Source organism: Desulfosporosinus sp. HMP52 (assembly GCF_000765145.1).
In the GTDB taxonomy this organism is placed as follows: Bacteria; Bacillota; Desulfitobacteriia; order Desulfitobacteriales; family Desulfitobacteriaceae; genus Desulfosporosinus.
Map to the genome: position 1 here is coordinate 44,313 of NZ_JMGA01000022.1, position 25,605 is coordinate 69,917.

Annotated in this window: 23 protein-coding genes; 6 read left to right on the forward strand and 17 right to left on the reverse strand. The window is 37.6% G+C overall.

What is annotated here, in order from left to right; genetic code table 11:
* Nucleotides 1–5 precede the first annotated feature (5 nt).
* The 4 genes from DP73_RS10145 to DP73_RS10160 all read right to left on the reverse strand — a co-directional run bounded on the left by DP73_RS10145 (nucleotide 6) and on the right by DP73_RS10160 (nucleotide 5,817).
* Entirely contained in the window at nucleotides 6–896 is an 891-nt protein-coding gene (locus DP73_RS10145) for a branched-chain amino acid ABC transporter permease (RefSeq protein WP_034599264.1), read from the reverse strand.
* Between the two features lie 218 nt (nucleotides 897–1,114).
* The gene (locus DP73_RS10150; RefSeq protein ID WP_034599265.1) at nucleotides 1,115–2,278 is read right to left on the reverse strand and encodes an ABC transporter substrate-binding protein; all 1,164 of its coding nucleotides are present in this window, start codon (nucleotides 2,276–2,278) and stop codon (nucleotides 1,115–1,117) included.
* Nucleotides 2,279–2,781: 503 nt separating this feature from the next.
* On the reverse strand, nucleotides 2,782–4,683 hold the full coding sequence (gene selB / locus DP73_RS10155) for a selenocysteine-specific translation elongation factor (protein ID WP_034599266.1): 1,902 nt from the start codon (nucleotides 4,681–4,683) through the stop codon (nucleotides 2,782–2,784).
* 102 nt (nucleotides 4,684–4,785) lie between these two features.
* A complete protein-coding gene (locus DP73_RS10160) occupies nucleotides 4,786–5,817 on the reverse strand; it encodes a membrane protein (RefSeq protein WP_034599267.1) in 1,032 nt (343 codons plus the stop codon).
* Nucleotides 5,818–5,943: 126 nt separating this feature from the next.
* On the opposite strand from DP73_RS10160, the gene yyaC reads away from it, so the two are divergent.
* Nucleotides 5,944–6,525, forward strand: coding sequence for a spore protease YyaC (gene yyaC, locus DP73_RS10165; RefSeq protein WP_034599268.1), 582 nt, complete (start codon nucleotides 5,944–5,946; stop codon nucleotides 6,523–6,525).
* Here yyaC and DP73_RS10170 read toward each other — a convergent pair whose 3' ends face one another.
* From DP73_RS10170 to rpmH, 13 genes are all read right to left on the reverse strand, one after another.
* Nucleotides 6,526–7,020 (reverse strand): DUF4446 family protein, encoded by a 495-nt coding sequence (locus DP73_RS10170; protein WP_242865733.1) that lies wholly within the window; start codon nucleotides 7,018–7,020, stop codon nucleotides 6,526–6,528.
* Nucleotides 7,021–7,170: 150 nt separating this feature from the next.
* Entirely contained in the window at nucleotides 7,171–7,872 is a 702-nt protein-coding gene (locus DP73_RS10175; RefSeq protein WP_034599270.1) for a DUF554 domain-containing protein, read from the reverse strand.
* Between the two features lie 1,182 nt (nucleotides 7,873–9,054).
* The gene (locus DP73_RS10180; protein WP_034599271.1) at nucleotides 9,055–9,903 is read right to left on the reverse strand and encodes a ParB/RepB/Spo0J family partition protein; all 849 of its coding nucleotides are present in this window, start codon (nucleotides 9,901–9,903) and stop codon (nucleotides 9,055–9,057) included.
* Nucleotides 9,896–10,657, reverse strand: coding sequence for an AAA family ATPase (locus DP73_RS10185; protein WP_165574400.1), 762 nt, complete (start codon nucleotides 10,655–10,657; stop codon nucleotides 9,896–9,898). The genes DP73_RS10180 and DP73_RS10185 overlap by 8 nt, the downstream gene beginning before the upstream one ends.
* 218 nt (nucleotides 10,658–10,875) lie before the next feature.
* Nucleotides 10,876–12,324 (reverse strand): VanW family protein, encoded by a 1,449-nt coding sequence (locus DP73_RS10190; RefSeq protein WP_052090548.1) that lies wholly within the window; start codon nucleotides 12,322–12,324, stop codon nucleotides 10,876–10,878.
* A gap of 141 nt (nucleotides 12,325–12,465) precedes the next feature.
* On the reverse strand, nucleotides 12,466–13,185 hold the full coding sequence (gene rsmG / locus DP73_RS10195) for a 16S rRNA (guanine(527)-N(7))-methyltransferase RsmG (protein WP_034599274.1): 720 nt from the start codon (nucleotides 13,183–13,185) through the stop codon (nucleotides 12,466–12,468).
* A 1-nt stretch (nucleotide 13,186) separates the two neighbouring features.
* Nucleotides 13,187–15,088: a tRNA uridine-5-carboxymethylaminomethyl(34) synthesis enzyme MnmG gene (mnmG, locus tag DP73_RS10200; protein WP_034599277.1), complete on the reverse strand. Its 1,902-nt coding sequence runs from the start codon at nucleotides 15,086–15,088 to the stop codon at nucleotides 13,187–13,189.
* An 8-nt stretch (nucleotides 15,089–15,096) separates the two neighbouring features.
* A complete protein-coding gene (gene mnmE / locus DP73_RS10205; protein ID WP_034599279.1) occupies nucleotides 15,097–16,461 on the reverse strand; it encodes a tRNA uridine-5-carboxymethylaminomethyl(34) synthesis GTPase MnmE in 1,365 nt (454 codons plus the stop codon).
* Nucleotides 16,462–16,649: 188 nt separating this feature from the next.
* Nucleotides 16,650–17,276 (reverse strand): RNA-binding cell elongation regulator Jag/EloR, encoded by a 627-nt coding sequence (gene jag, locus DP73_RS10210; RefSeq protein ID WP_034599281.1) that lies wholly within the window; start codon nucleotides 17,274–17,276, stop codon nucleotides 16,650–16,652.
* Between the two features lie 29 nt (nucleotides 17,277–17,305).
* Complete coding sequence (locus DP73_RS10215; RefSeq protein WP_034599282.1) at nucleotides 17,306–17,980, reverse strand: YidC/Oxa1 family membrane protein insertase; 675 nt, start codon at nucleotides 17,978–17,980, stop codon at nucleotides 17,306–17,308.
* A gap of 11 nt (nucleotides 17,981–17,991) precedes the next feature.
* Nucleotides 17,992–18,198: a membrane protein insertion efficiency factor YidD gene (yidD, locus tag DP73_RS22495; RefSeq protein ID WP_081963008.1), complete on the reverse strand. Its 207-nt coding sequence runs from the start codon at nucleotides 18,196–18,198 to the stop codon at nucleotides 17,992–17,994.
* A gap of 8 nt (nucleotides 18,199–18,206) precedes the next feature.
* Complete coding sequence (gene rnpA / locus DP73_RS10220) at nucleotides 18,207–18,545, reverse strand: ribonuclease P protein component (RefSeq protein ID WP_034599284.1); 339 nt, start codon at nucleotides 18,543–18,545, stop codon at nucleotides 18,207–18,209.
* A 204-nt stretch (nucleotides 18,546–18,749) separates the two neighbouring features.
* The gene (gene rpmH, locus DP73_RS22500; RefSeq protein ID WP_081963009.1) at nucleotides 18,750–18,884 is read right to left on the reverse strand and encodes a 50S ribosomal protein L34; all 135 of its coding nucleotides are present in this window, start codon (nucleotides 18,882–18,884) and stop codon (nucleotides 18,750–18,752) included.
* A gap of 360 nt (nucleotides 18,885–19,244) precedes the next feature.
* Here rpmH and dnaA point away from each other — a divergent pair, with 360 nt between their 5' ends.
* The 5 genes from dnaA (at nucleotide 19,245) to gyrB (ending at nucleotide 25,593) form a co-directional block, all read left to right on the forward strand.
* Nucleotides 19,245–20,606 (forward strand): chromosomal replication initiator protein DnaA, encoded by a 1,362-nt coding sequence (gene dnaA / locus DP73_RS10225; RefSeq protein WP_034599285.1) that lies wholly within the window; start codon nucleotides 19,245–19,247, stop codon nucleotides 20,604–20,606.
* Between the two features lie 440 nt (nucleotides 20,607–21,046).
* Nucleotides 21,047–22,150, forward strand: coding sequence for a DNA polymerase III subunit beta (gene dnaN / locus DP73_RS10230; RefSeq protein WP_034599286.1), 1,104 nt, complete (start codon nucleotides 21,047–21,049; stop codon nucleotides 22,148–22,150).
* A gap of 7 nt (nucleotides 22,151–22,157) precedes the next feature.
* Entirely contained in the window at nucleotides 22,158–23,252 is a 1,095-nt protein-coding gene (gene recF, locus DP73_RS10235; RefSeq protein WP_034599287.1) for a DNA replication/repair protein RecF, read from the forward strand.
* Nucleotides 23,253–23,513, forward strand: coding sequence for an extracellular matrix/biofilm biosynthesis regulator RemA family protein (locus tag DP73_RS10240; protein WP_034599288.1), 261 nt, complete (start codon nucleotides 23,253–23,255; stop codon nucleotides 23,511–23,513).
* A gap of 145 nt (nucleotides 23,514–23,658) precedes the next feature.
* A complete protein-coding gene (gyrB, locus tag DP73_RS10245; protein ID WP_034599290.1) occupies nucleotides 23,659–25,593 on the forward strand; it encodes a DNA topoisomerase (ATP-hydrolyzing) subunit B in 1,935 nt (644 codons plus the stop codon).
* Nucleotides 25,594–25,605 lie beyond the last annotated feature (12 nt).

The window sequence follows — 25,605 nt, forward strand, 5'->3', positions numbered from 1 at the left end:
TCCACCTACACTTTCTCACGGATGTTCTTACCAAAAAGCCCACTTGGCTTAACAATGAGAACAAGTATTAAAATTAAAAATGCTACTGCATCGCGCCATGTCGACGCTCCTAAACCACTAACAAATGATTCTGTAAGCCCTAAGAAAAATCCTCCTACCATCGCACCGGGAATAATACCAATTCCCCCTAAAACTGCTGCAACAAAGGCCTTAAGCCCTGGAATAATACCCATTAACGGATTAATTGTATTAAAGTATACTCCCATCAAAACCCCTGCAGCGGCTGCCAGAGCGGAACCAATTGCAAAAGTTGCCGAAATAGTGTTGTTAACATTAATACCCATCAATAACGCTGCTTCAGTATCGAAAGAAACTGCCCTCATGGCTTTTCCAATCTTTGTATACTTAACAATACCATGCAGCAGAACCATAAGGACAATTGAGGTGACAATCATAACAATATCACCATATTTAATGATGATACCACCTACATTAAAAATTGTATCGGGAAAAACAGGAGGATAAGTGCGCATCTGAGGAGATACAACTAACATGCCCCCATACTCAAGGAAAAAAGAAACTCCAATCGCTGTAATTAAAGATGCAATTCGAGTAGCATTACGCAGCGGTTTATAAGCAATCCGTTCGATTAATACCCCCAGAATCGCACTAACAGTCATTGCAATTAGCAATGCCGGAATAAACGACATATGCAATGTAGTTGTTGCAAACCAACCTGCATAGGCTCCGACCATCATTACATCACCATGAGCAAAGTTTATAAGCTTAATGATACCGTAAACCATGGTATAACCGAGAGCAACTAAAGCATAAATACTTCCTAGAGAAAGTCCGTTTACGATCTGCTGCAATACTTGCTCAGTTACACTTCCCATATTCTCAACTCCTTACTCCCGAATAGTTTTTTCGATTTATCAAATCCGAGACAGCCACTTCTTGTCAATATGTGTTTCAATTTATAACCCTGGACAGAACACTAAAATATAAATATTTTAAACCTTTACATTGGCATTTGCCGAAGTCTAATACAAAAAAGAGGGAGGGGTTGTCCTCCCTCCTTAGCTTTTTGTGACAATTCTTCCAAGTTGATAGATTATTTTGGGTTAACTTTTGTCATGAATACGCTTTTGCCATCTTTAAATTGTAGAATTGCAGCACTCTTAACTGGGTTATGAGTTGCTGGATCAACATTCAATTCTCCACTTATCCCTTGGAATCCCTTCATGGTTTCCAAAGCACTTCTCAATTTTTCGGGTTCTGTACTGCCGGCATTCTCAAGAGCCTTAATTAAAAGATTTGCTGCATCATATCCAAGGGCTGCGAATGTGTCAGGCTCTGAATTATATTTTCCTTGGAAATCTTTAATAAATTGAGCCATTCCTGGATCATCCATAGCTCCATGATTGACATAGTAAGTATTCTCTAAAGCTGCAGCACCTGCTACATCGACTAGTTGAGGGGAACCCCAGCCGTCTCCGCCTACGAATACTTGCTTCATTCCCATTTCACGTGCCTGCTTAACAATTAAGCCTACTTCCTGATAATATCCAGGAACAAAGACTACATCGGGATTAGCGGCTTTAATTCGTACTAAGGTTGCTCGGAAATCTAAATCACTGCCTGCTACATACTGTTCTGTGGCAACAACTTCTCCGCCTGATTTTTTAAAGTTTTCTTCAAAGGAGGTAGCAAGACCTTTAGAATAATCTCCCTTTTGATCTATGAAAAGTGCGGCTTTCTTTGCTTTAAGGGTATCTGACGCGAAGTTAGCAGCTACCTGCCCTTGGAAGGGGTCAATGAAGCAAGCTCTAAAGATCCAAGGCTTTACCTTCCCGTTTTCAAATGTAACACTATCTGAAGTACCTGTAGGTGTAATCAGAGGTACTTTGCTATCGGTGACTACTTGAACAGCAGCTAAAGTATTACCACTTGTCATAGGCCCAAGTATTGCAACAACTTTGTCTTGAGTCGCCAGCTTTGTTGAAGCTACAGTCGATTCCCCAGGGTCTGACTTATTATCCGCAGATACGTATTCCAGCTTCTTTCCTAAAACTCCACCCTTAGCATTTTGTTGCTCAAATGCAAGCTTAATGGCCTTCTCAGCGTATTGTCCAAAAGCAGCTGCTCCACCACTTAACTCAAGGTTACCCCCAACTTTTATAACCTCAGCTGACTTTTGCCCCCCAGTTGCTCCGCAACCGGTTACAAGGGAAAGACTTAATAAAGCTACAGTTGCTACTGAAAATAGTTTTCTCATCTTTCTACCCCTCTCTAATATTGACCCTTTTTTACTTCTGTTTATCGGACATAACTGTGATTCCTATAGTGATTTTTTAGGATTATTTCTGATTAATTCACCCCCAATTATAACCCTCAAGCACCTCTGGATATAGTACAAGGTCTAAGTCACCCAATCAAAAACTTATATGATTGGGTTTAATGTAAGGCTGTTAGATAACAACCCTCTAGTTCTATATTCTATATATTATAAAACAATTTGACAAGCTATTAGAGTACAATGTGTAACGAATTTTATAAACAATTTCATGGTAAATGATAGCAAACATCTCATTATGGTTTATTTCTATAGTTTTCTTTAAAAGCATTCAGCTAAATTGTAGAACTTTGATAATATTGTAATATTTTTCTATTAGCCTCTGAGTAATTCATTTGTTTTTCTAACCTTAAAGTTATAAAGCAAAAAGCAAAATGAGTAATCAGCTTAATCTTTATCTTTAAGCTAATTACTCATTCATCAATCTATATTTTTCCCAGAATTCTCTTGTCTCCCTTTCGTTGAGTGACACGTTGTTGGTCAAAATACTCTAACAAAGGAACTGTATATTTACGGGAAGTCTCCCATAATTCTCTAACATCAGCTACCCCAACTTCTCCTTTTAATCCTAACAATTCTATTAAGTTCTGCCTTGCCTTTTGAATATCTTCACTTTTAAAGTAAAACCCGCTAATAAACACCCATTCCCCCTGATCACATAAGTATCCTGCATATTCTTGAATCTCAGCTTTTCCTATTCCACACTTTTCAGCAGCTGAACCTAATTCAGGAGGCGTAAGTTTGATAGTTTGCCAAAGAGATCTTAAGTCATTTAATTTCTTCATAATTGAGAGAGGAATCTGTGCACCTTCATTGGTTTGAACCTTGCTCCCGGAGATTTTATAATACTCTCGGGCACTTCCTTGTTCTAATATCATCTGCCAACGTCTATGATTCCACAATATTCCTAGGCGGGTCTTTAATTCCTCTCTACTAATTCCACCTCGTAACGGAAATTCCTGTTCATTTGCTCTTACAACTTTTAAGAGTTTTTCTCTCCACGTTTCAGCAGCTTTTTTTGCCCAATAAAGAGCAGCATCATCCTCTGACCAAATCTCTAGCCTTTCCTGTTCCTCTAGCGATTTCAAGTTCCCTACTAAATCATCAAGGTTGACGTGTAATCGATTTGCCAAATCTTTAGCAGATCTTGGTTCATCCATCTCTCTCTCTAAAAGATCAAGGGGATCTCCTTGATCTTTGATCCTCAGTTGTGCTAATACACTTTCTTTAAAGCGTTTCAATTTAAGCCCAGATACATCTAATATTTTTCCTCCTGCTATTGTGAAAGTAGGAGAGTAAAATCTTAAAACAAACCGGTCTCCTGGTGCTGCAAGAACGGGCTCTTCTAACAATATCTGAGCAAACCCCTCACCTCCAGGATTAATTTCCTTATGTTCCAAAAGGTGCAGACGTCCCAATATCTCCGTTGTCCCAATATGAAAGCGAACTCTCTGCCTCTGCACTAAAGGTTTCTCTGCAGTGGCAAGGTTTGTTACTTTTAAATCCAATATATTTCCGACTTTAAATGTCTTTGGCTTTACGAGTACTGAGCCCCTAACTACTTCAGATACATCTACCCCGGCTAGGTTGACAGCTACCCTCTGTCCTGCCCCAGCAAAGTTAACTTTTTTATTATAAACTTGTAATGAGCGAACTTTAGATAGTATATTACTAGGCTCTATTGCCAACTCTTGCCCCAATTCTATAGTCCCACTATGAAGAGTGCCTGTCACAACCGTCCCAAAACCCTGAATGCTAAATACTCTATCAATGGGCATTCTCACTGGGCCGGTTGATTTCTTACTTTCCACTTCAGAAAGCAAATTATCAATAATATCTCGAAGGTCGTTAATACCTTGACCAGTTAACGATGAAACACGACATATTTGAGCTTGATTGAAGGCTGTATCTTTAAGTTTATTATGTATCTCTTCATCCATGAGATCAAGCCACTCGTTATCAACAAGATCTGCTTTATTTATGACAACAATTCCTCTGGGAATTCCCAACAATGTCAATATATCTATATGTTCTTGAGTCTGAGGCATTATTCCCTCATCAGCTGCAATGACCAATAGTACAACATCCATTCCGCTTGCTCCCGCCAACATCTGACGGACAAAACGTTCATGGCCTGGAACATCAATCATTCCAACTTGACGGCCGCTTGGAAGTAACATATGTGCAAAACCAAGTTCTATTGAAATACCTCTTTGCTTTTCTTCTTTTAATCGATCAGTATCCATACCGGAGAGAGCACGAATTAACTCAGTTTTACCATGATCTACATGTCCGGCTGTTCCTACTAAATAATGTCTTTCACCCATTTTAGTTCCCCTTAAGCTATTTGCATATATATTTTATATCTTATTTGGTTTACTAGTCCTATTTACTATAGCAAAATTGTAACTTGTTTAGCAAACTCAATTTTATCTTTTTAGCCAATAATACATAATTACAGGCAAAAATACTAAGCCTAGGTATCCAAACAGAGGATAAACGATCTGTACAATTTGTGAAAATTTCACCCCAGATAATGGCAGTAACAATACAAATAATGCTAATGTCGCTCTACCATAGTTTAAACGACCTGAATCAACAACTCTGCTTATTAGACTAAAGCCGTTCCCTACGGCTGCAGTAATCATAGCTAACCACAAGACTACAACATAGAAAAAAGCCGGCCAGTCACCTAACTTGCCTGCAATTCCAACCATCGGAATTTCAAGGCCTAATATATCTGGAAAGCTTAGCAAAGATACACCTATGGCTAAGGCAAACAATCCTAAAGCAATTCCTCCAAGCAAAGCCCCTAACCGGGCACCTGCTTTCTGTACATCTCGTCCAAGAGATGCAAATACAACCATTGCTAATGTAACGTTAAATGAGACATATAGGATGGCCGAGATAAACCAGTTACTAACAATCGGGTTTTGGAGGATTATTGAAGGTTCATTTCCCCCTGAGCCTGCAAGAAGTGTCGCTACTGTGGCAATTCCTAAGCAAAAAATGAACTTTAATGGAATGAGTACAGAATTAATCCAAAGTACTCCTTCACCCCGATACCACAAGGCTAATGCGATCACACTTGCCGTCAACACGATTCCTAACCATCTTGAGAAGCCAAAATACTCTTGAAAGAGAGCCCCACTACCAGATATCATCGCGAGCATACCTACGAATAAGAGAATACTTACAAGGATATCTGCCCAGCTTCCTAGTCTTGGGCCCAGCAAATTGTTGAAGAAACCTTCATAGGATGTTACTTTCCAACGACTCTGTAAATCAAGCATACCCCAACCTAGGAGAGAAAAAAGAAACGAGCTCAGCACAACTCCTACTAAACCCCAATATCCAAACCGTGCAAAAAACTGCTGTATTTCCTGACCGGAGGCAAAGCCAGCCCCCATCACCGCACCTACGTAGGTTGCAGCCACTTGAAAAGATGTTTTCCAACGCATGATTACTCCCTCCTCGCCATCATGCTTATGGCTAGAAATGGGATATCATGCATAAAAGATCATCTATTTGGTAAATAATTTAATGAATAGCTAAATTTTTTACTAAATCAAGTAAGGGGGCTGCTTGTGAGTTTATTTTCATTGCTTACTGAAACTCAAAAAATCAAAGCCCATGTGGATGATTATACTGCAAAAGAGAAACTTGAAACCCGTCTTTCAGATCTTTTTGTTTCTACTCAGAAACGCCCCGCTGTTATTTTATGTATAGGGACAGATCGTTCAACGGGAGATGCTTTAGGGCCATTAATTGGCACACAGCTCTCCCGTCTAAAACTCCCTGATCTTAATATCTATGGTACATTAGATAATCCCGTACATGCTACAAACCTCGAATCAAACGTTTATAACATACAAAGTATTTATTCAAATCCATTTATTATTGCAGTAGACGCTTGTTTAGGGCGTCTTGACTCAATCGGCTGTATTACTCTTTCTGATGGGCCATTAAAGCCTGGAGCAGGCGTAAATAAAAATCTACCTGAAGTAGGTGAAGCTCATATGACCGGCATTGTTAATGTTGGGGGCTTTATGGAATATATGGTTTTGCAAAACACTCGTCTCAACTTAGTTTGGAGACTGTCCGAGAATATTAGTTCTATAATTACTCGTTCATATTTGAAAGTACGAAGGAACAAACTAAGCACTTAATTAAATTTTCTTTCCGTTCATTGCTTTTAATACCACATCTTTTTCCTCATCTGAAAGTGAATATTGGGACTGTCCGCCACTTATTGGTTTTGCGTATATTCTGGCCTCTTCACGACTATGGATCGAACTTAATACTAAGCCATCTCCTTCTTGATTTAAGAAGGCAACTGCAAAGCTCAAGTCACTTCCAACATCTTCAAAGGCTCTAAAACGCTGTATTTCTGCTCGATCGATACTAGCTCTTAATTTTATTTCAATAGGGTCAAGCCTTTCATTGCATTTTTCGAGATTTTGCTCTAAGTCTGTTACTTTTTGAATATATTTATCAAGGAGTATATCCATTTTTTGACCGTTCATAAATGTCTGTAGACTTATATATGATGCCTGAAACTTCTTCATCTTACTATATAGTGAAATCGTAATAATTAGAATAACTGTAAGGAAGGCTAATACACCCATAGCCAACCAATTTATCGACATTACATCTTCGATCATCACCAATTTGTCCCTGGTATTAGAATCATATCGGCTTTGATTCCGCCTTGACGACTAAACAAAGCGGTAGATCATATTTAATGATCTACCTAAAACCAGGTTTTTCACTTCCTTTCAAGTATAAATTTCATTTATGTTTACTTATCTCCCCTACATACCTAAATGGAGATGTGTAAAAAGCATTGCTATTGGAATCGCCAAGAACAACCCCGGTAATAGATTACCCACTTTAATCTCTTTTATTTCTAGAATATTTAGGCCTATCCCGACAATCAGAAGTCCGCCAGTCGCTCCCATCTCATTTATTATCTGGGAAGACAAGACTCCTTCTAAGAGACCTGCTGTGACCGTAAGTAATCCTTGATAGACAAACACTGGAATTGCCGATGCTAGCACTCCAATTCCCATTGATGAAGCAAAAACAATTGCGGTTATTCCATCCAACATTGATTTGGCGTAAAGTATTGTATTGTGTCCTGTTAAACCACTCTCTAAGGCACCCATAATTGCCATTGCTCCGACACAATAAATTAGGCTGGTTGTTACGAAGGCCTTGGTAAAATCTCCTCCTCGTCCATTTTTTGATAGCCTACCTTCAAGCGACTGCCCAAACTGTTGTAGTCGCAGTTCTATGTCAATTATCTCGCCAATTATCCCACCTAACACTAAACTTGCGATAACAATCAACGTGTTCTTAGTTTGAATGGCCATTGATATCCCTATTAATAATACTGCCAGCCCAATTCCTTGGATTACTGTTTTTTTCATTTTCTCTGGTAATGCTTGTCCGAACATAAGACCTATCAATCCACCTATTAAAATTGCCCCAGTATTTACAATAGTTCCTAACAATTATATCCCTCTTCCTTTTATTGACTGATTAAATGTTCCACGTGGAACATTTAATCAAAGTAGTGATACTTGCCGCTACAAGGCAGTACCATCAAGATATGAAAAATAGGGTTCCTCGGGGGGAGGGCGGATTGCCCATCCTTCATGACCGGCTAATATCTTCACACGAATTAGCCTACTTGCAGAACAGCGAGTGAAAACCTGCACACTGTTTCTACTCATGCTTGTAGGCTTATGCTCTTCATTGGTTCACTCCAGTTAGAGCGAACCCGCTTGTTTTAGGCAAATTATTAAAATACATTTTGGAGCTATTTCGCTAGATTTCATCACTCAACCATAGCAGTACCGGCAAATAATAATAACTAAGTAATCCCATATTAACGTCCTAAAAATTCTAAACAACTTACATGAAATCCCAAACTTGTTTCCACTTACAACAATCTTGGCTTGAGGCGCACTTCTCAGAAAAGCGGATTCTTCAATGTAGTCAAGCTGAGGTGAGGGAAGATGGGTTGTCATCCCCTTAGCCGCCGCAGTACTTGTCCATGGATGGACTATGCCGCTGTGCCCGAAGCCACTGTCTTCGCACTTATTAGCCTTCTTGCAGAACGACATGGAGCGCAGCACAAGGGAATGATACACGATGTTTTCAGTGCTACATGCACCATGGATGGCATAGCGTGCGGGCAAAAAAACTCAAATTGGATGTGCTCGGGAACCGTCCAGCCAGCTAGACGAAACTCTGAGACCCGTGCAAACTAAAGCTCACTCATCACACAGGGTTAACTCAGCTGAAAATTGTTCACCCCATTGCTAAACAGAAGTCCTACTACATGCTAAGGATATATATTTCAAGAGTGGGTGCCCATGCCGCTTCAAAGTCAAGAGTCAACTTATTTATAAAGAAAACCCGGCTTCGCCGAGCCTGCGAAGGCGAAACCGTTGGTTGCACTTATGCTTAGAAAGTATATAACGCAAGTTTATACTTTCTGGTAGTATAATAAAAGTTAACTCTCGGTAAATTTTCAGGATAACATTATAATATAAATTACATAAACATATTATTTGAATGCAGTCCGCTTATGGCTTCTGCAATTTACAACGGATAAAGGGGGGTGCCACCCATCGCCCTTAAGAAAGCTAAACCATAGAGTAACTAGATGTTCCACGTGGAACATCTAGTTACTCTATGCGGATGTTCCATAGCTCTAGTAACCTGTTCAATTCTTCTTCCGAAAAAAACTGAACCTCGATGCTACCGCGTTTAGTATCACCCTTAATGTTAACTTTTGTTTGAAAACAGCTCCTAAGATGATCTTGCACTTGGTTTAGTAAGGGACTGAACTCCCGAGTATGTCGCACCTTATCTGATTTCTCCGAAAGTCTGTTGATCAAACTTTCAGTATCTCGAACAGACAGTTGTTCTTTTGCGGCTTTTTGAGCAGTTAAGACTTGTAAAGTTGTATCTTTAACACCCAGCAACACCTTAGCATGGCCTAATGAGATAGAGTTACTTCGAATTAAATCAAGAATAGCATTTGGTAATTGTATTATCCGTAGAAGATTAGTTATTGTTGATCGAGCCTTGCCAACACGTTGCGCAACTTGTTCTTGGCTCAATCCATATTCCTTAATAAGTTTCTCATAGGCCAGTCCTTCATCAACAGGAGACAGATCAGCACGCTGTATATTCTCAATTAATGCTCTCTCGGCCATTTCTTGATCACTGCACTCTTGAACAATACACTTTATAGTAGATTGTCCGGCAATCTTTGCAGCACGCAGACGTCGTTCACCGGCAATCAAGATATACCTGTCGCCGGAGGATCTAACCAGAATAGGTTGTAACAATCCATGTACTCGTAAGGAGTCTGCAAGATCATTTAGTCCTTGAGGATCGAATTCCCTTCTCGGTTGCTCAGGATTAGGGTCAATAATTGATACCGGGATTTCTTTAATACCTTCTTCATTACCACCTAAATCATCTGATAGGAGTGCTTGAAGTCCCCGACCAAGTCCCTTCTTAGACACGTTCTAACACCTCCTTAGCTAAATCACGATAAACTTCTGCTCCTCTAGACCGGGAATCATAAGTATTGATTGCCTTACCATGACTAGGTGCCTCGCTGAGTCGTACATTACGCGGAACAATATTACGAAAAACTTTTTGCGGAAAGTACTTTTTGACTTCATCAACTACTTGAATCGATAGATTGGTACGAGCATCAAACATTGTTAAGAGGGCTCCCAAGATATTTAGTTTTGGATTAAGATGTTTTCGAACACGATCCAAGGTATTCATTAGTAGTGTTAACCCTTCAAGTGCATAATACTCGCATTGGATCGGTATGATTACATCCGTAGCAGCAGTGAGCGCATTAATTGTTAGAAGCCCTAAAGAAGGAGGACAATCAATGAAAATAAAATCATAATCATTTTTTACGTCTTCAATAGCCCTCCTTAATTTCGCTTCACGTGAAATTTGAGAAACAAGTTCAATTTCTGCACCGGCAAGTTCAATTCGTGCAGGTACAACCTTCAATCCTTTTTGCTCAGTTTTCATAATAACCTGTTCTAAAGGAACATCATTGATAAGAACGTCATAAATACATCGAGTTAACTTATTTTTGACGATTCCCATACCACTAGTAGCATTACCTTGTGGATCTAGGTCAACAAGTAAGACACGTTTTCCTAGTTCCGACAGACAGGCACTCAAATTTATCGCTGTTGTAGTTTTAGCGACACCGCCTTTTTGATTAGCAATAGCGATTACATTAGTTATCAATAGCCAGCACTTCCTTCTTACACAATACAATACTACCTCATGATCTTAGAAACAAATTATTCTATCGACGAAACTGGTTCAGGTCATTGAAATCTTAAATACAGATAACAATTAAAGAATCAAAATTGTGTACTCTCTGATAGTATCAAACCAAACCCAATAAAAAAAGCGCTTTTGACGCTTTTTTACAAATTAAAAATAATAATCTTATAAAATTATGCTCCAACTGAAATAATTTTTGGTAAGGGTGAGTACCGACTTTGATTAAGTGTTTCTGTATTTTGGATATTACCATTCAACTTAATAGTTCGGAAGGATTTAACCACATATCCGGGCTGACCCTCTTGAGTGGTACGTGAAGCTCCATGGGCAAGAGTTTCATCGACTAAACGTTGTTCTTCAACTGGAATAACTGACTCGATCTTACTCGAAATAAGTACTTCTTGTCCTTGAACAACCTTTCCATAGAGTTCAATTGTTACCGAATTACTACTTACCTTTGTACGAACAAGTAGATACCCACCTGTATTATTGTTAAACTTCAAGTCGAGATCTGGGTAAGCAACTGTGGCATCTTGCCCAAGTGGTACGTATGATATAGCTAAATCATGATTGCTTCTCTGCGTAACAGGCAAATTAGCTAATAATCCCGTATTATAAAGAGTACTGGATACTTGACATATTCCGCCTGCTAATCCGGGAACAAATTTACCATTAACGATTATATAGGCATCTTTATAGCCAGCCTCAACAGTTCTTTCACCAACAATCTTGTTAAAGGATAAAGTTTCACCTGGTTTTATAACAGCCTTATCCATAGCTCTAGCAGCAATACGAACATTTTCTGATCTTGCAGTTTGAGAGGGATCAAAGCGAGTAGTGTAACTGGCCAGTAACCCAGTAATTTTTTGTTCTTCTAATTGGGCAGCAGTTACAATTGGAAGTTGATCTTTATACTTTACCGTAAACTCTGGCAGTTGGGAGAAAATATCGATATCTTTGATCCTATCAACTAAATCATCGGTATCAATGACTCTTCCAACGACTTCCTTTTTTATAACCATTGAGTTATAAGGATTTATATCAAAGGATGCATCTATGGCAGGCTTATTAAATTCTCCTAAATCTTTGTTAAGTCGTTGTAGTAATTTTTCGTCGTCCCATTCCTGTGCCAATCCCAAATTAATGCCCTCAGAAGTTTTCATCTTAGCTAATACTTTATTTATAATTGTGCCTCTTCTGCTAACTTGATAAGCTTCCTCTAATGCGGCATCTGCAGAGACAGTTAAGCCTATATCCTCTAATTTAACTTCTTTTACTTGTTCATCCACGGTAAGCTTTACGGTTTGCCCAATAAGACGTTCAACTTCCAATTCCATTGTTTCCTTGGCTTGATCCATTGTCATATTACCTACATCAACATCAGAAATTGTGACTCCATCAACAATTAGATGCTGATCCCAGGTATATATCGTAGCCGAGAGAGCAACAACTACTAAGAAACTTATTATAAGTCCTAATGATATATAAAATCTTTTACTCTTTTTAAAATCGAACTTATATCTTTGTCTCTTTGCACTGCTTCGACGTCTTCTGCTGAGGTCTGTCCCCGAAACTAGATTAGCATTATCTCTTCTAAACCTTTGATTTTGTGAATCTTCCAAATTGCCACCCCCTACTAAACCTACACCCTGCAATACAGCACTTTATTATTAAATTCGACGTTCTAATCCTATTTCCTTCACTGTCCGTCATAAAAAAGAGCCTTACACTCAAAAAGAGTAATGCCCTAGATAAAATTATTTCTAAATAATAGGATTCTTACTAGGAGTTCCTGCCTTGCGCGGGTATTGGGATGGAGTTTTTCCAACTTTACGAACTAATATTACTGCTCTATGTTCTGCACTATGACCTAAATTATACTTTTCAATTCCTTCGGTTTTCCCGTTTAGAACCAACAATGCATTTTTTGATTCAGCTAGCTCTTGATCTGCATTCAAGCCCTTAGCAGCAATGAATCGACCATTAACTTTAAGAATAGGCATAGCATACTCTAACAAAATAGGTAAACGTGCTACAGCACGTGAACAAACTGTATCAAAAAAACCTCTATATTGTTGATTACGTCCAAAATCCTCGGCTCTGGCATGATTTGTAACTATTTTATTTAACTTTAAGGTCTTAATAACAAAATCAAGGAAATCTAATCTCTTCTTCAACGAATCAACAAGCACGACACTTAACTCAGGAAGCAAAATTTTAAGTGGTATTCCGGGAAAGCCAGCTCCGGTTCCCAGATCTGCAAAATGCTCCCCCTGAATATATTTGGCAAGAACCATAGAATCAATGAAATGTTTTAAAATTACTTCCTCGGGGTCTGTGATTCTTGTCAAATTGAGTTTCTGATTCCACTCGAGTAACAGGTCTCCAAACAAGCAGAACTGATCTATTTGAGATTCTGACAATTCATATCCTATATGATTATAGGTTAACCCCCTAATAAGGGTTGAATACTCACTGAACACGTTATTTCTCCCTTCGGCGACGTTGTTCTAAGGAGACCAATAATACAGAGACATCTGCCGGACTTACTCCTGTAATTCGGGAAGCTTGTCCCAAATTTAAAGGGGTAACTTCCATTAGTCTTTGTCGCCCCTCAGTGGATAAACCACGGATATCTTCATAACTGAGATTCTTAGGTAAAATTAGGTCTTCCAGCTTAGAAAACTTCTCAATTTCCGCCCATTGTTTTTCAATATATCCAGAGTATTTAGCTTCTATCTCGGCTTCCTCTAACACTTCAGAATCCAAGTTATTTAATTCAGGTATAAGTTCAACTATTTGTTTAAGAGTAATCTCCGGCCTGCGAATTAAATCTTGAGCACTTATTCCCCCACGTGTTGGAGTCGAATTAACCTCAATCATTACCTTCTGTAAGGTTTCATTGAATGGAGAGAATACATTAGATTTTAATAGTTGATTAATATACATCAAATTACTTTTCTTCTCTTGATACCTTTGCCAACGATCATCACTCACTAATCCAACAGATCTTCCTTTTTCTGTCATTCTCAAATCAGCATTATCTTGACGAAGAACAAGTCGATACTCCGCTCTTGATGTCAATAAACGATAGGGTTCCTTAACTCCCTTTGTGACTAGATCATCAACCAAAACCCCCAAGTACCCATCTGAACGTCGCAGCACTAAAGGTTCTTTGGCTAAAGCCCGAAGAGCTGCATTTATCCCTGCCATCAAACCTTGAGCAGCGGCCTCTTCATACCCAGAAGTACCATTTAACTGACCAGCAGTAAACAAGCCATTTAATTGACGTACTTCTAGACTAAGAGAAAGTTGATGAGGTAATACATAATCATATTCAATTGCATACCCAGGTCGGAGCATTCGAACATGCTCTAAACCTGAAATGCTTTGTAGAATTTTTACTTGAACATCCTCAGGCATACTGGTTGAGAGACCCGCAACATAAAGCTCATCACTTTGCCAACCTTCCGGTTCTAAAAAAATCTGATGAGCATCCCTTTCAGCAAAACGAACAACTTTATCTTCAATTGAAGGACAATAACGTGGGCCAATACCCTCAATTTTTCCCGAATACAATGGTGCCCGATAAAGATTCTCCCGAATAATATCGTGGGTAATCGTTGATGTATATCCTAACCAGCAAGGGACTTGTTTAGAAGTATTACCTTGCCAAAAAATACTCTCTGTCGGTAGAAAGGAAAACCCCCAAGGTCTTTCATCTCCAGGTTGTATTCTAAATTTAGAATAATCTACTGACTGCCGCTGAATTCTTGGAGGAGTTCCTGTTTTAAACCTTCCTAATTCTACACCATACTCTTTGAGGGACTCTGAAAGAGAAATTGCAGGCATTTGACCATTAGGTCCACCTTCATACATAGAATCGCCAATGATAATTCTCCCTCTTAGATAGGTACCACTTGTCAATACTACGTTATTAGATTCAAAACGGGCACCTGTTCGAGTTACAACACCAGCTATTGAATAATTATTTATGACAAGTTTCTCTACCAAGCTTTGAACTATAGTTAATCTCGGTTGTGACAACAATGCATTACGCATATGAGCTTGATAGGCTTGTTTATCCGACTGAATTCTTAAGGCATGAACGGCAGGTCCTTTTCCCGTGTTTAACATCTTAGCCTGTATAGATGTTTTGTCTGCTATGATACCCATTTGCCCGCCTAAGGCGTCAATTTCGCGTACCAGATGCCCCTTAGCCGGTCCTCCAAGTGAAGGATTACATGGCATATGGGCAACCGTATCTAAATTTAGAGTTAATAAAAGCGTTTCACATCCAATTCGTGCAGCAGCAAGAGCGGCCTCACACCCGGCATGTCCGGCTCCAACTACAATCACATCATATTTTCCAGCAAAGTATTCCAAAGCTCTTCCTACTTTCCTATACAAAATCGAGAGAAAATATCGTCAAGAAGTGATTCTTGTACGTTATGACCTGTTATTTCTGAAATATGTTGTAAGGCATGTCGAATATCAATAGAGAGTATATCCCAAGGCATTCCCTGCAACAAACTTTCTAAAGCTTGATTTAATGAATTTTTACAATTATCTAGTGATGATATTTGTCTAATATTTGAGAGTAATGGATCTGATGATATAGCTGTATCTCCCTGAAAGACACGTTTTCGAATCGCATTTTCAAGTTCATCAAATCCTCTGTGTTCTAAAATAGAAAGGGGTATACCTAGTCCATAGTTATTATTTATAACAACTTCTTGATTATTCTTTAATAAGTCTGTCTTATTTAGAACTACAATAACCTTATCTTTATAAGTATTCAATATTTTATTCTCAACATCTGTAAGAGGAATATTTGCCTGAACAACCAATAAGATAAGCTCTGCAGACTTCAATGCATTCCATGATCGTTCAATTCCCAGCCGTTCTACAAAATCACTGCTCTCACAAATTCCTGCAGTATCTACTAACTTTAAAAGAATTCCACCAACACTGACCGATTCTCTTATTTCATCACGAGTTGTCCCTGGTATATCCGTAACAATTGCTCTATCTTCCTTCAATAGGGCATTGAGCAAACTAGATTTTCCTACATTAGGTTGACCTACAATAACTGTTAATAAGCCATCTCTGAGAATTTTACCGGTTTTACTTCCTCTTAAAAGATCCTCAATACTACTTAAGGTCTTTCCAATAAGTGATTCTAAGTTATTTCTATCAAGGCTTTCGACATCATCTTCAGGAAAATCAATTCCAGCTTCAATATAAGCTAGTATTTCTAATATTTTTTCTCTTAAATCTGTTATTTGGTGGGAGAGTCCACCACTAAGCTGAGCTAAAGCTAAGTTTGCTGAAGTTTCTGTTCGAGAGCTAATTAAATCAATAACTGCTTCTGCTTGAATTAAATCTAACTTTCCATTTAGAAAAGCCCTCTTAGAAAATTCCCCTGCTTCTGCTAAACGGGCACCATTTCTAATACATTCTTGCAAAATTCTTTGAGCTACGTAGGGACCACCATGACAGTTTATTTCATAGACATCTTCACCGGTATATGAAAACGGAGATAGCATTTTACCAATTAAGACTTCATCGAGGACTTTATGTTCATCATGAAATAGTCCCAGATTCAGAGTAAAGTTTTCGCCTAATTGCCAACGTTCACTATTTTGGGGTTTAAAACATTTTTCTATTATTTTTCCTGCCTCAGAACCACTTAATCTCAAAATATGAATACTAGCTTCACCCATAGCGGTAGCCATTGCAACTATTGTATCTTCCAAAGTATTCATCTCCAATTAACAAAACTTATTTTCTTTCTCTTCGTAAGAATATCTTTAGCCAGTGCTTAAAGATACATACCCTCTTTATTCTAATCACTTAAACTTCGGCAGCCTTAGATGCATAATCCTTAACTATATACTTGTTATTCTTTCGGGGTAATAACATAAAAAAGAGGGGTATACCCCTCTTAGCCTCGTTTCAGTGATATGACAACCCTTCGATTCGGATCATCTCCCTCACTAAAGGTTGCAATTCTAGCTTCATCCTGCAAAGAAGTGTGTATAATCCGCCGTTCATGAGGGTTCATCGGTTCTAACACTATTCTTGTACCCGTTCTCTTTACCTTTTCAGATAATCTCTTTGCTAGACGAACCAAGGTTTCTTCCCGTCTTAACCTATATCCCTCAACATCAACAACTATTCGAACTCTTTCGGATAGTTGTTTAGCTACTGCCAAATTCGTTAAATATTGAAGTGCATCTAGGGTATCACCACGTCTTCCTATCAGGATTCCAAGCTCAGGCCCACTAATATTAACATGCCAGTGCTCCCCATCCTTGCTCACCTGAGTATCAGCATTGACACTCATAACTTGGCATACTTTTTTTATAAAATCTGCAGCTAAAATACCCGGGTTGTCTTCACAAGAAATTCGCACCCTTGCTAAACGTGTTCCAAAAAGTCCAAATAAACCTTTCTTGGCAGGTTCTTCGAGAACCTCTATTTTTACCCGATCACGATCGACGGCTAGTTCGTTAAGACCCGCTATAATAGCCTCTTCAACTGTTTTCCCAGTTTTCTCTGCAATCCTCATGAACGATCCTCCTCACGCCTTACACATCCCTATATTGCTTTCTTACCTTTGTTCGATAATCTACTATTAATAAATAGTTGTTGAAAAATCGACACAACATTCATAGTAACCCAATATAAAGCCAAACCTGCTGGAACTGTTACACTAATGTACGCGAAAAACACCGGCATAATATAAAGCATTGTTTTTTGAGTTGGGTCAGTAGAAGCATTAGGACTGGTTAACTTAGTTTGTAAGTATGTAGTCGCAGCTGCAAATATGGGTAAAATAATATGATATGTTAGGGCAAATCCATAAATTTTTGTCAAATCAAATCCTAAAAATAAATGCGCAGAAGCATTAGCTGGATCATAGGGAAAATGTAACAAAGCACTATACAATGCCCAAAAGATCGGCAATTGAATAAGTATTGGCAGACACCCACCCAAAGGGTTTACATTATGTTCTTTATACAACTCCATGACAGCAGCATTAGCTTTTTCTTTATTATTTTTATGTTTTTCTTGAATAGCTTTGATCTTCGGTTGTAAATCTACGGTTTTGCGCATTGAGGCCATCTGTTTATAAGTGAGCGGAAAGATTAAAGTCTTGATCAAAATAGTCAAAAGAATAATCGCAACACCATAATAAGGCAACCCAACAGCGGTAGAAAAACTATATAGTATCTTTAATAAATAAGTCATTGCTTCAACAATAGTACTCACAAAAGCCCTCCTTATACTGGGTCATGTCCCCCTGGGTGAAACGGATGACATTTTACAATCCGTTTAATAGATTTCCAACTTCCTTTTATAAGACCGTACTTTAACAAAGCCTGAGCAGTATATTCAGAACAACTTGGGTAGAAACGACAAGTGGGCCCTTTTAAAGGAGATATAAAAACTTGATAAAAACGAATTAGAGCAATTAGAATACGTCTCATTACTAATCTCACCTTTTTATTAAGGTGTTGGCTCTTTTCAAAATATACATGATATTGCTTTCGACTTCGGAGTAAGAAACTCCTTTGATTCTAGCCCTTGCAATACAAATAATTTGTATATCTTTTCTAATTTCCGGCAGGTTAAGTCTTATTACCTCCCGCATAAGCCTTTTCGCACGATTTCTTTGAACCGCATTGCCGACTTTCTTCGAAGCAATAAAACCAAATTTATTAGGTCCTTTAAATAATACATAAATAGCTACATTTTTTGCAGAGTAATTTTTACCGATCTCAAAAATTGCTTTAAAACCAGATTTTTGACGTAAGCGAAATTTCCTTTGCAGCATATATCCTCCAGGTTTACATACCTTCTATATTCTAACTCACTATGCATTAGTTTAAACGTTTAAAGATTAAGTATGTTTACCCAATAAAAATAATTAAATCTGGGAAGGGACCGCCGACTTATGTATGGACGCTTACCCCATAGATATTTCACATCAGAAAACTATTCTTCACTAATGTAAAAAAAAGGCCACATTAATGCGGCCTTAAACTGATACTTTCTTCCGACCCTTTAAACGACGGCGCTTTATTACATTTCGCCCCGTTGGCGTACTCATACGGCTTAAAAAACCGTGAACACGCTTATGACGCCGATTCTTCGGTTGGTAGGTTCTCTTCAATTTAACGACACCTCCTTTATTTCAAACGAAAAACATTTCGAAGACAATCAAACTTACTTAGAGATTATACTCTAATAAAATTTAATCTGTCAAGCAAAGGACTTTGACAGTGTGTGGATAACTTTGATTAAAAAAAGGTTATCCACTGTGAATAATTTTTGAAACGTCGAATATTCCTGTTGATAACCCTTGGGAAACTTGATATTATATTTTTACAATACCTGACGACAACAACAAATCGTGTTTAAGGTTATTCACAACACGTAATTTGTTTAAGTTATCCACAAATGTGTATAAGTTTGTGTATAACTTTTTTATTGTCATTATTTTTTTTCATTTTTAGACAAGGGAGGTCCGTCAATGCCACCACAGTCGAACTCACTCCAATTATTGTGGCAGGAAACGCTAGAAAAACTAAAAAACGAACTTTCTAAGCCCAGTTTTGAAACCTGGTTGAGTTCTACACGACTTCTTAATATTGATGGAGATACACTTGTCATTAGTGTCCCCAATGAATTCGCAAAAGACTGGTTAGAAAGTCGTTATGCACCAATGATTCGGTCATCAGTTCAATCAGTTTTAGGTCATTCTGTCAGTCTGCGCTTTATTTTGTCTACTTCAGATGATATCTACAGTGATAGTATGTCGGCTGGCGATCCTGTTTCTACCGAAATTACTAAACAAGGCGAGCCAGTAGCTAATTCGCTAAATACTAAATATACCTTTGATACATTTGTCATCGGAAACAGCAACCGATTCGCTCATGCGGCTTCACTGGCTGTGGCTGAATCACCCGCTAAATCCTATAATCCACTCTTTATTTATGGTGGTGTAGGTTTAGGTAAAACGCACCTTATGCATGCAATAGGCCATCATGTACTTCAAAGATCGCCCAATACTAAAGTAATTTATGTCTCTAGTGAAAAGTTTACAAACGAATTAATTGATTCCATTAGAGACGAGAACCCTGAAGAATTTCGCAACCACTATCGAAATGTAGACATCCTACTAATTGATGATATTCAATTTCTAGCAGGTAAAGAACGAACTCAAGAAGAGTTTTTTCATACATTTAATGCCCTTCATGAAGCAAATAAGCAAATAATTATCTCATCTGACAGACCTCCTAAGGAGATTCCAACCTTAGAGGATCGTCTACGTTCTAGATTTGAATGGGGGCTGATTACTGATATTCAAGCACCTGATTTGGAAACTAGAATAGCTATCCTCAGAAAAAAGGCGAAAATGGAAAATCTCCAAGTACCTAATGAAGTAATGGTTTATATAGCAGATAAGATTCGTTCAAACATACGTGAATTAGAAGGAGCACTCATTAGAGTAATGGCTTTCGCTTCATTAAGCTCAATCCCTATAACCCCAGAGGTGGCTGTAGAAGCATTAAAAGATATTATTCCGGCGAATAATACCAAGCAGATTACTATTGACACTATCCAAGAATCCGTTGCAAGATTTTATAACTTATCACCAACTGACTTTAAAGCAAAAAAAAGAACCCGAGCTGTTGCATTTCCCAGGCAAATTGCGATGTACCTATCGCGGCAACTTACGGATTTTTCTTTACCTAAAATAGGTGATGAATTTGGCGGAAGAGATCATACTACTGTCATGCATGCTCATGATAAAATTTCTCAAGCTTTAATAGCAGATCCTTTGCTTGAGAAAAAAATAAGTGAAATCATTCAACGCATTCAATCAGATTAAATGCTCTTATTTAAATCAAGATTTAATTAGGGTTATAGATGGTCTAAAAGGTGGATAACCTGTTAATAAAGTTGGTATATAATTTTGCATGTGGACACGTGGATAATATTATCCGGTTGTCCACAACTTTTTCAACATACCTTTTATCAGCTATTTGAACCCCTCAGTAAACTTATACACATGTTGACAAGTAATACTACTACAACTACTAACTATTATCTTATTATTAATAACCAAGGTTTAGAACTAAAAAAATACAGAAGCTCTAAAGATTTTTTATTAAGGTTTTTTGTACTAGTCAGAAGGTAATAAGGCAACCAGCCCAGGTAAACTTTCTTTAACTAATAAAATTAACACTTGAAGAATCTTACTAGGTGTCTATTGAAGTTAAGATAACTACAAGACATCAGCACAAAAAATTATAGGAGGATTCGATTCATATGAAAATCTTCTGTTCAAAAGATGGACTGCTTTCTGGTGTAAATGCTGTACAACGGGCTGTTTCTAATAAAAACCCATTGCCAGTCCTACAAGGAATATTAATACAGGCCGAAAACCAGTCTTTACAATTTGCAGCAACTGATCTTGAAATGGGGATTCGCTGTGATGTTCCAGCCCAAATTATTGAGGAAGGTACAATGGTCGTTCCTGCTAAATTGTTTACAGAAGTCGTTCGAAAATTACCAGATACAACAATTACTTTAGAAGAACGTAATCAAAAAATAATTATAAGTTATTACCAATCTGAAATAGTTTTGAATGGATACGATCCAGAAGAATTCCCTTTACTTCCAGATTTGATTGAACCCTTATCATTTACATTGCCTACAGTAATATTTAAGAATATGATTAGACAAACAATATTCTCATGTGCTGCAGAAGAGAACAGACCAGTCTTTAACGGTATATTACTTCAAATTGAAGGATCAAATATTCGATTAGTAGCCACAGATACTCATAGATTAGCTTATGTAATTTCAGAAATAACAAATACAGGGGATTCAAGATTTAGTGGTATTATACCCTCCAAAACTCTTTCTGAAATTTATCGATTACTAAGAGATGAAGATGAAGTTTTAACAATAAGCCATAGCAACAATCAGGTAGTTTTTCAATTTGGGACAATATTTCTCATATCAAGACTGATAGAAGGTCAATTTCCTAACTATAAACAAGTTATTCCACAGGCATGTGAAACTAAGGTATATTTATCAGTTAGAGAATTTCTTGACGCAGTAGAAAGAGCTTCTTTATTATCTCGCGATAAGAGTTCAGCTAATATTGTCAGGATAAATGTTGTAGATAATGAATTAAGGATTGATCAGACTTCGGAATTAGGTAAGATATCCGAGCAAATAGGCATTGAAATGGATGGTAAAGAGGTAAGAATTGCTTTTAATGCAAAATTCCTAATCGATGCTCTGAAAGTAATAGATAGTGAGCAAATATTATTTGAGTTATCCGGACCATTTAGTCCAGGCGTAATGCGTCCTATTGATAATCCAAATTATATTTATCTTGTTTTACCTGTAAGAACTTCTTAATTTAATTATGATGATCAACAGCATAAGACTACAAAATTTCCGTAATTATGTGGATGAGAGTATCCACTTTATGCCTGGTACAAATATCTTAATTGGTGACAATGGGCAAGGAAAAACAAATATCATTGAAGGAATTTATTATTTACTAACTGGAAAGTCGTATAGAGTACATAGAGAACAGGAACTTCTGCGTTGGGAACAAAGTGATTTTCATATCTATGGACAATTTCTTATGAATCGTCATAAAGTTTCGCTAGAGAGTCATTATAAAGATAAGAAGAAGATGGTAAAGATTAACCAGGTGGCCTGTCAGCGTTTATCCGATTTTGTAGGTACTATTAACGTTATCTTCTTTTCTCCGGATGACCTTGTAATGATTAAAGGTGGGCCTGCAGAAAGAAGAAGATTTTTAGACTTACATATTGCCCAAATGCGCCCAGGCCATGTTAGCATTCTTAATGCCTATAATAAGGCACTTCAGCAAAAGAATGCTTTATTGAAGTCATATAATGACAAAAGCTTTAAATACTCACAATTACAGCTTTGGAATCAACAGATTATTGAATTAGGGAAAAAAATAATTCTCAATAGAGCTGATTTAACAGAACGTTTACAACATGTCGTTAAACCTATATTTCGAAATTTATCATCGGAAAAAGAAACTATAAAAATTATGTACTATGCCTTAGGCAAAAGCTCTGTTTCAGAGGCAATTTCGGAATTCGCGAATTTGCTCAATGAAAAGTTAGATCAAGAGATAGAACGTCAAATGATTCTAATTGGACCTCATCGTGATGATTTACAAATTTTTTTAAATGATAAACCAGGAAGACTTTATGCATCTCAAGGTCAACAACGTTCATTAGTGCTTAGTTTAAAGCTTGCTGAACTTGAACTAATGAGACAAGAAAAAGGGGAATACCCCCTTCTTTTACTTGATGACGTTTTGTCTGAATTAGACCGTTTTAGGAGAGACTATTTAATAAAATTTATTGAGTCTTCAAAAATACAAACCCTTATTACTATGACAAGTGCAGATAATCACCTAGACTTAGGTACAGTTTATTTTGTAGAAAAAGGGCATATAAGGAGGGAAGCTTAATTGTATATACATCTTGGAGGAGATGTTTTGCTTAAGACTGATAGAATAGTAGCAATCATTGATTTAGAAATGACAAAATTAAGTCAAGTCAATCAGATCTTTTTAGATAAAGTTCACAAAAATAATAGAAAAATAAATTATATTTCAGAAAAGGGTAGAGAAAAGACCTTAGTTGTAACAATGACTGACTTATATTTTTCTCCAATATCTTCAATTACATTATTAAAGCGTTCTTTTACTGAGGTTGGAAAAGACAATTAACAAGCAAACTTTAGCTTTAGATAGCTTTAAATTGATACCACTTTAATTTTAGTGTACAATAATAAGGTTGAAGGCATTTTTTGGCATATGGATTAAGCCAAAGATGCAACTATAAAGTCAAGTTTTCTATTAGGAGGAAACAGCTTTGCAAGAAAACAAAGAGCAACTAGTTCAAACTATTAGTGACAATTATAATGCGGGGCAAATCGAAGTGCTTGAAGGTTTAGAAGCTGTTCGTAAACGTCCTGGAATGTATATTGGTACCACAGGTCCTCGTGGTCTTCATCATCTTGTTTACGAAATTGTTGATAATAGCATTGATGAAGCCTTAGCTGGCTTTTGTAATGAAATTGATGTCATAATTCATCAAGACGACAGCATTACAGTAGTTGATAATGGGAGAGGAATTCCCGTCGATATCCATCCTAAAACAGGTAAACCGGGTGTTGAACTTGCATTGACAGTGTTACATGCCGGAGGAAAATTTGGTGGAAGCGAAAGTGCATATAAAGTTTCCGGGGGTCTCCATGGAGTAGGTTTAAGTGTTGTTAATGCTTTATCAAAGTGGTTAGTTGTAGAAGTTTCTAAAGGTGGACATGTTTATCATCAGGAATATTCAATTGGTAAACCAACAACGAAACTGATAAATGTTGGAGAAACCAATAAAAGTGGTACAAAAATATCGTTTATGCCTGATTCGGATATTTTTGAAGAGACAGTATATGATTTTAATATTTTGGCTCACCGCCTTAGAGAACTGTCATTTTTAAATAAGAGTGTAACAATCAATTTAACGGATGAGAGAACTGACGTTAAAGAGACATTTTTACATACAGGTGGTATTCAGGATTTTGTTCGTTATCTTAATAAAAACAAGGATTGCTTACATCCTCAACCAATATTTATTGAAACTTTAAAAGATAGTGTTCAAGTTGAAGTTTGTATGCAATATAATGATGGTTATGCTGAAAATTTGTTTTCTTATGCCAATAATATTAATACCCAAGAAGGCGGAACCCATGAGGCTGGTTTTAAGTCGGCATTAACACGAGTGGTTAATGATTATGCACGAAAAAACAATATGATTAAAGCCGGTGATTCCAATCTGACGGGCGATGACATAAGAGAAGGTTTAACAGCTGTTATATCCGTGAAAGTACCTGATCCGCAATTTGAAGGGCAAACTAAAACAAAACTCGGAAATAGTGAGATTCGTGGAATTGTAGATTCTGCTACGGGCGAGGGGTTAACAACCTTTCTTGAAGAGAATCCCTCAATTGCCAGAAAATTTATTGATAAATCTGTTCAAGCTGCCCGAGCACGGGATGCTGCTCGAAAAGCAAGAGAATTGACTCGTCGTAAGAGTGCTTTAGAAGGAACTTCTCTTCCCGGGAAACTAGCTGATTGCTCTTGGAAGGAACCGGATATGTGTGAAATGTACCTTGTCGAGGGAGATAGCGCAGGGGGTTCGGCAAAACAAGGCAGGGATCGTCGCTTCCAAGCTATTTTGCCATTACGAGGGAAAATTATTAACGTCGAAAAAGCCAGGCTTGATAAAATATTAGGAAGTACAGAAATTCGAGCCATGATTACAGCTATGGGAACCGGTATATCTGAGGATTTTGATATTGAAAAAGCTCGTTACCACAAAATTATTATTATGACAGATGCTGACGTTGATGGTGCTCACATTCGAACCTTATTACTGACCTTCTTCTACCGTTACATGAAACCCTTAATCGAAAATAATTTCGTTTATATTGCTCAACCTCCTCTTTACAAGGTTAAAAAGGGCAAAGATGTTCAATATGTTTACTCTGATAATGAATTAACAAAAATTCTTGAAAAAATAGGTCGGGATAAAGTGGAAATTCAACGCTATAAGGGTTTAGGAGAAATGAATCCGGAACAATTATGGGAAACCACCATGGATCCGGCCAAAAGAACTATCCTAAGAGTGACTATGGAAGACGCTATGAGGACGGAAGAAATGTTCTCGGTGTTAATGGGGGATAAAGTGGAACCCCGTCGTGATTTCATTAATCGCTATGCTAAGGATGTTCGTAATCTAGATGCTTAAAGGAGTGCTCAA

Coding starts and splice junctions, on each gene's coding strand:
- selB (WP_034599266.1), bottom strand. CDS start 4,683: ATGGGTGAAAGACATTATTTAGTAGGAACAGCCGGACATGTAGATCAT.
- rnpA (WP_034599284.1), bottom strand. CDS start 18,545: ATGCTGCAAAGGAAATTTCGCTTACGTCAAAAATCTGGTTTTAAAGCA.
- recF (WP_034599287.1), top strand. CDS start 22,158: ATGATGATCAACAGCATAAGACTACAAAATTTCCGTAATTATGTGGAT.
- dnaA (WP_034599285.1), top strand. CDS start 19,245: ATGCCACCACAGTCGAACTCACTCCAATTATTGTGGCAGGAAACGCTA.
- DP73_RS10160 (WP_034599267.1), bottom strand. CDS start 5,817: ATGCGTTGGAAAACATCTTTTCAAGTGGCTGCAACCTACGTAGGTGCG.
- DP73_RS10170 (WP_242865733.1), bottom strand. CDS start 7,020: ATGATCGAAGATGTAATGTCGATAAATTGGTTGGCTATGGGTGTATTA.
- dnaN (WP_034599286.1), top strand. CDS start 21,047: ATGAAAATCTTCTGTTCAAAAGATGGACTGCTTTCTGGTGTAAATGCT.
- DP73_RS10150 (WP_034599265.1), bottom strand. CDS start 2,278: ATGAGAAAACTATTTTCAGTAGCAACTGTAGCTTTATTAAGTCTTTCC.
- yidD (WP_081963008.1), bottom strand. CDS start 18,198: ATGAGACGTATTCTAATTGCTCTAATTCGTTTTTATCAAGTTTTTATA.
- DP73_RS10145 (WP_034599264.1), bottom strand. CDS start 896: ATGGGAAGTGTAACTGAGCAAGTATTGCAGCAGATCGTAAACGGACTT.
- jag (WP_034599281.1), bottom strand. CDS start 17,276: ATGAGGATTGCAGAGAAAACTGGGAAAACAGTTGAAGAGGCTATTATA.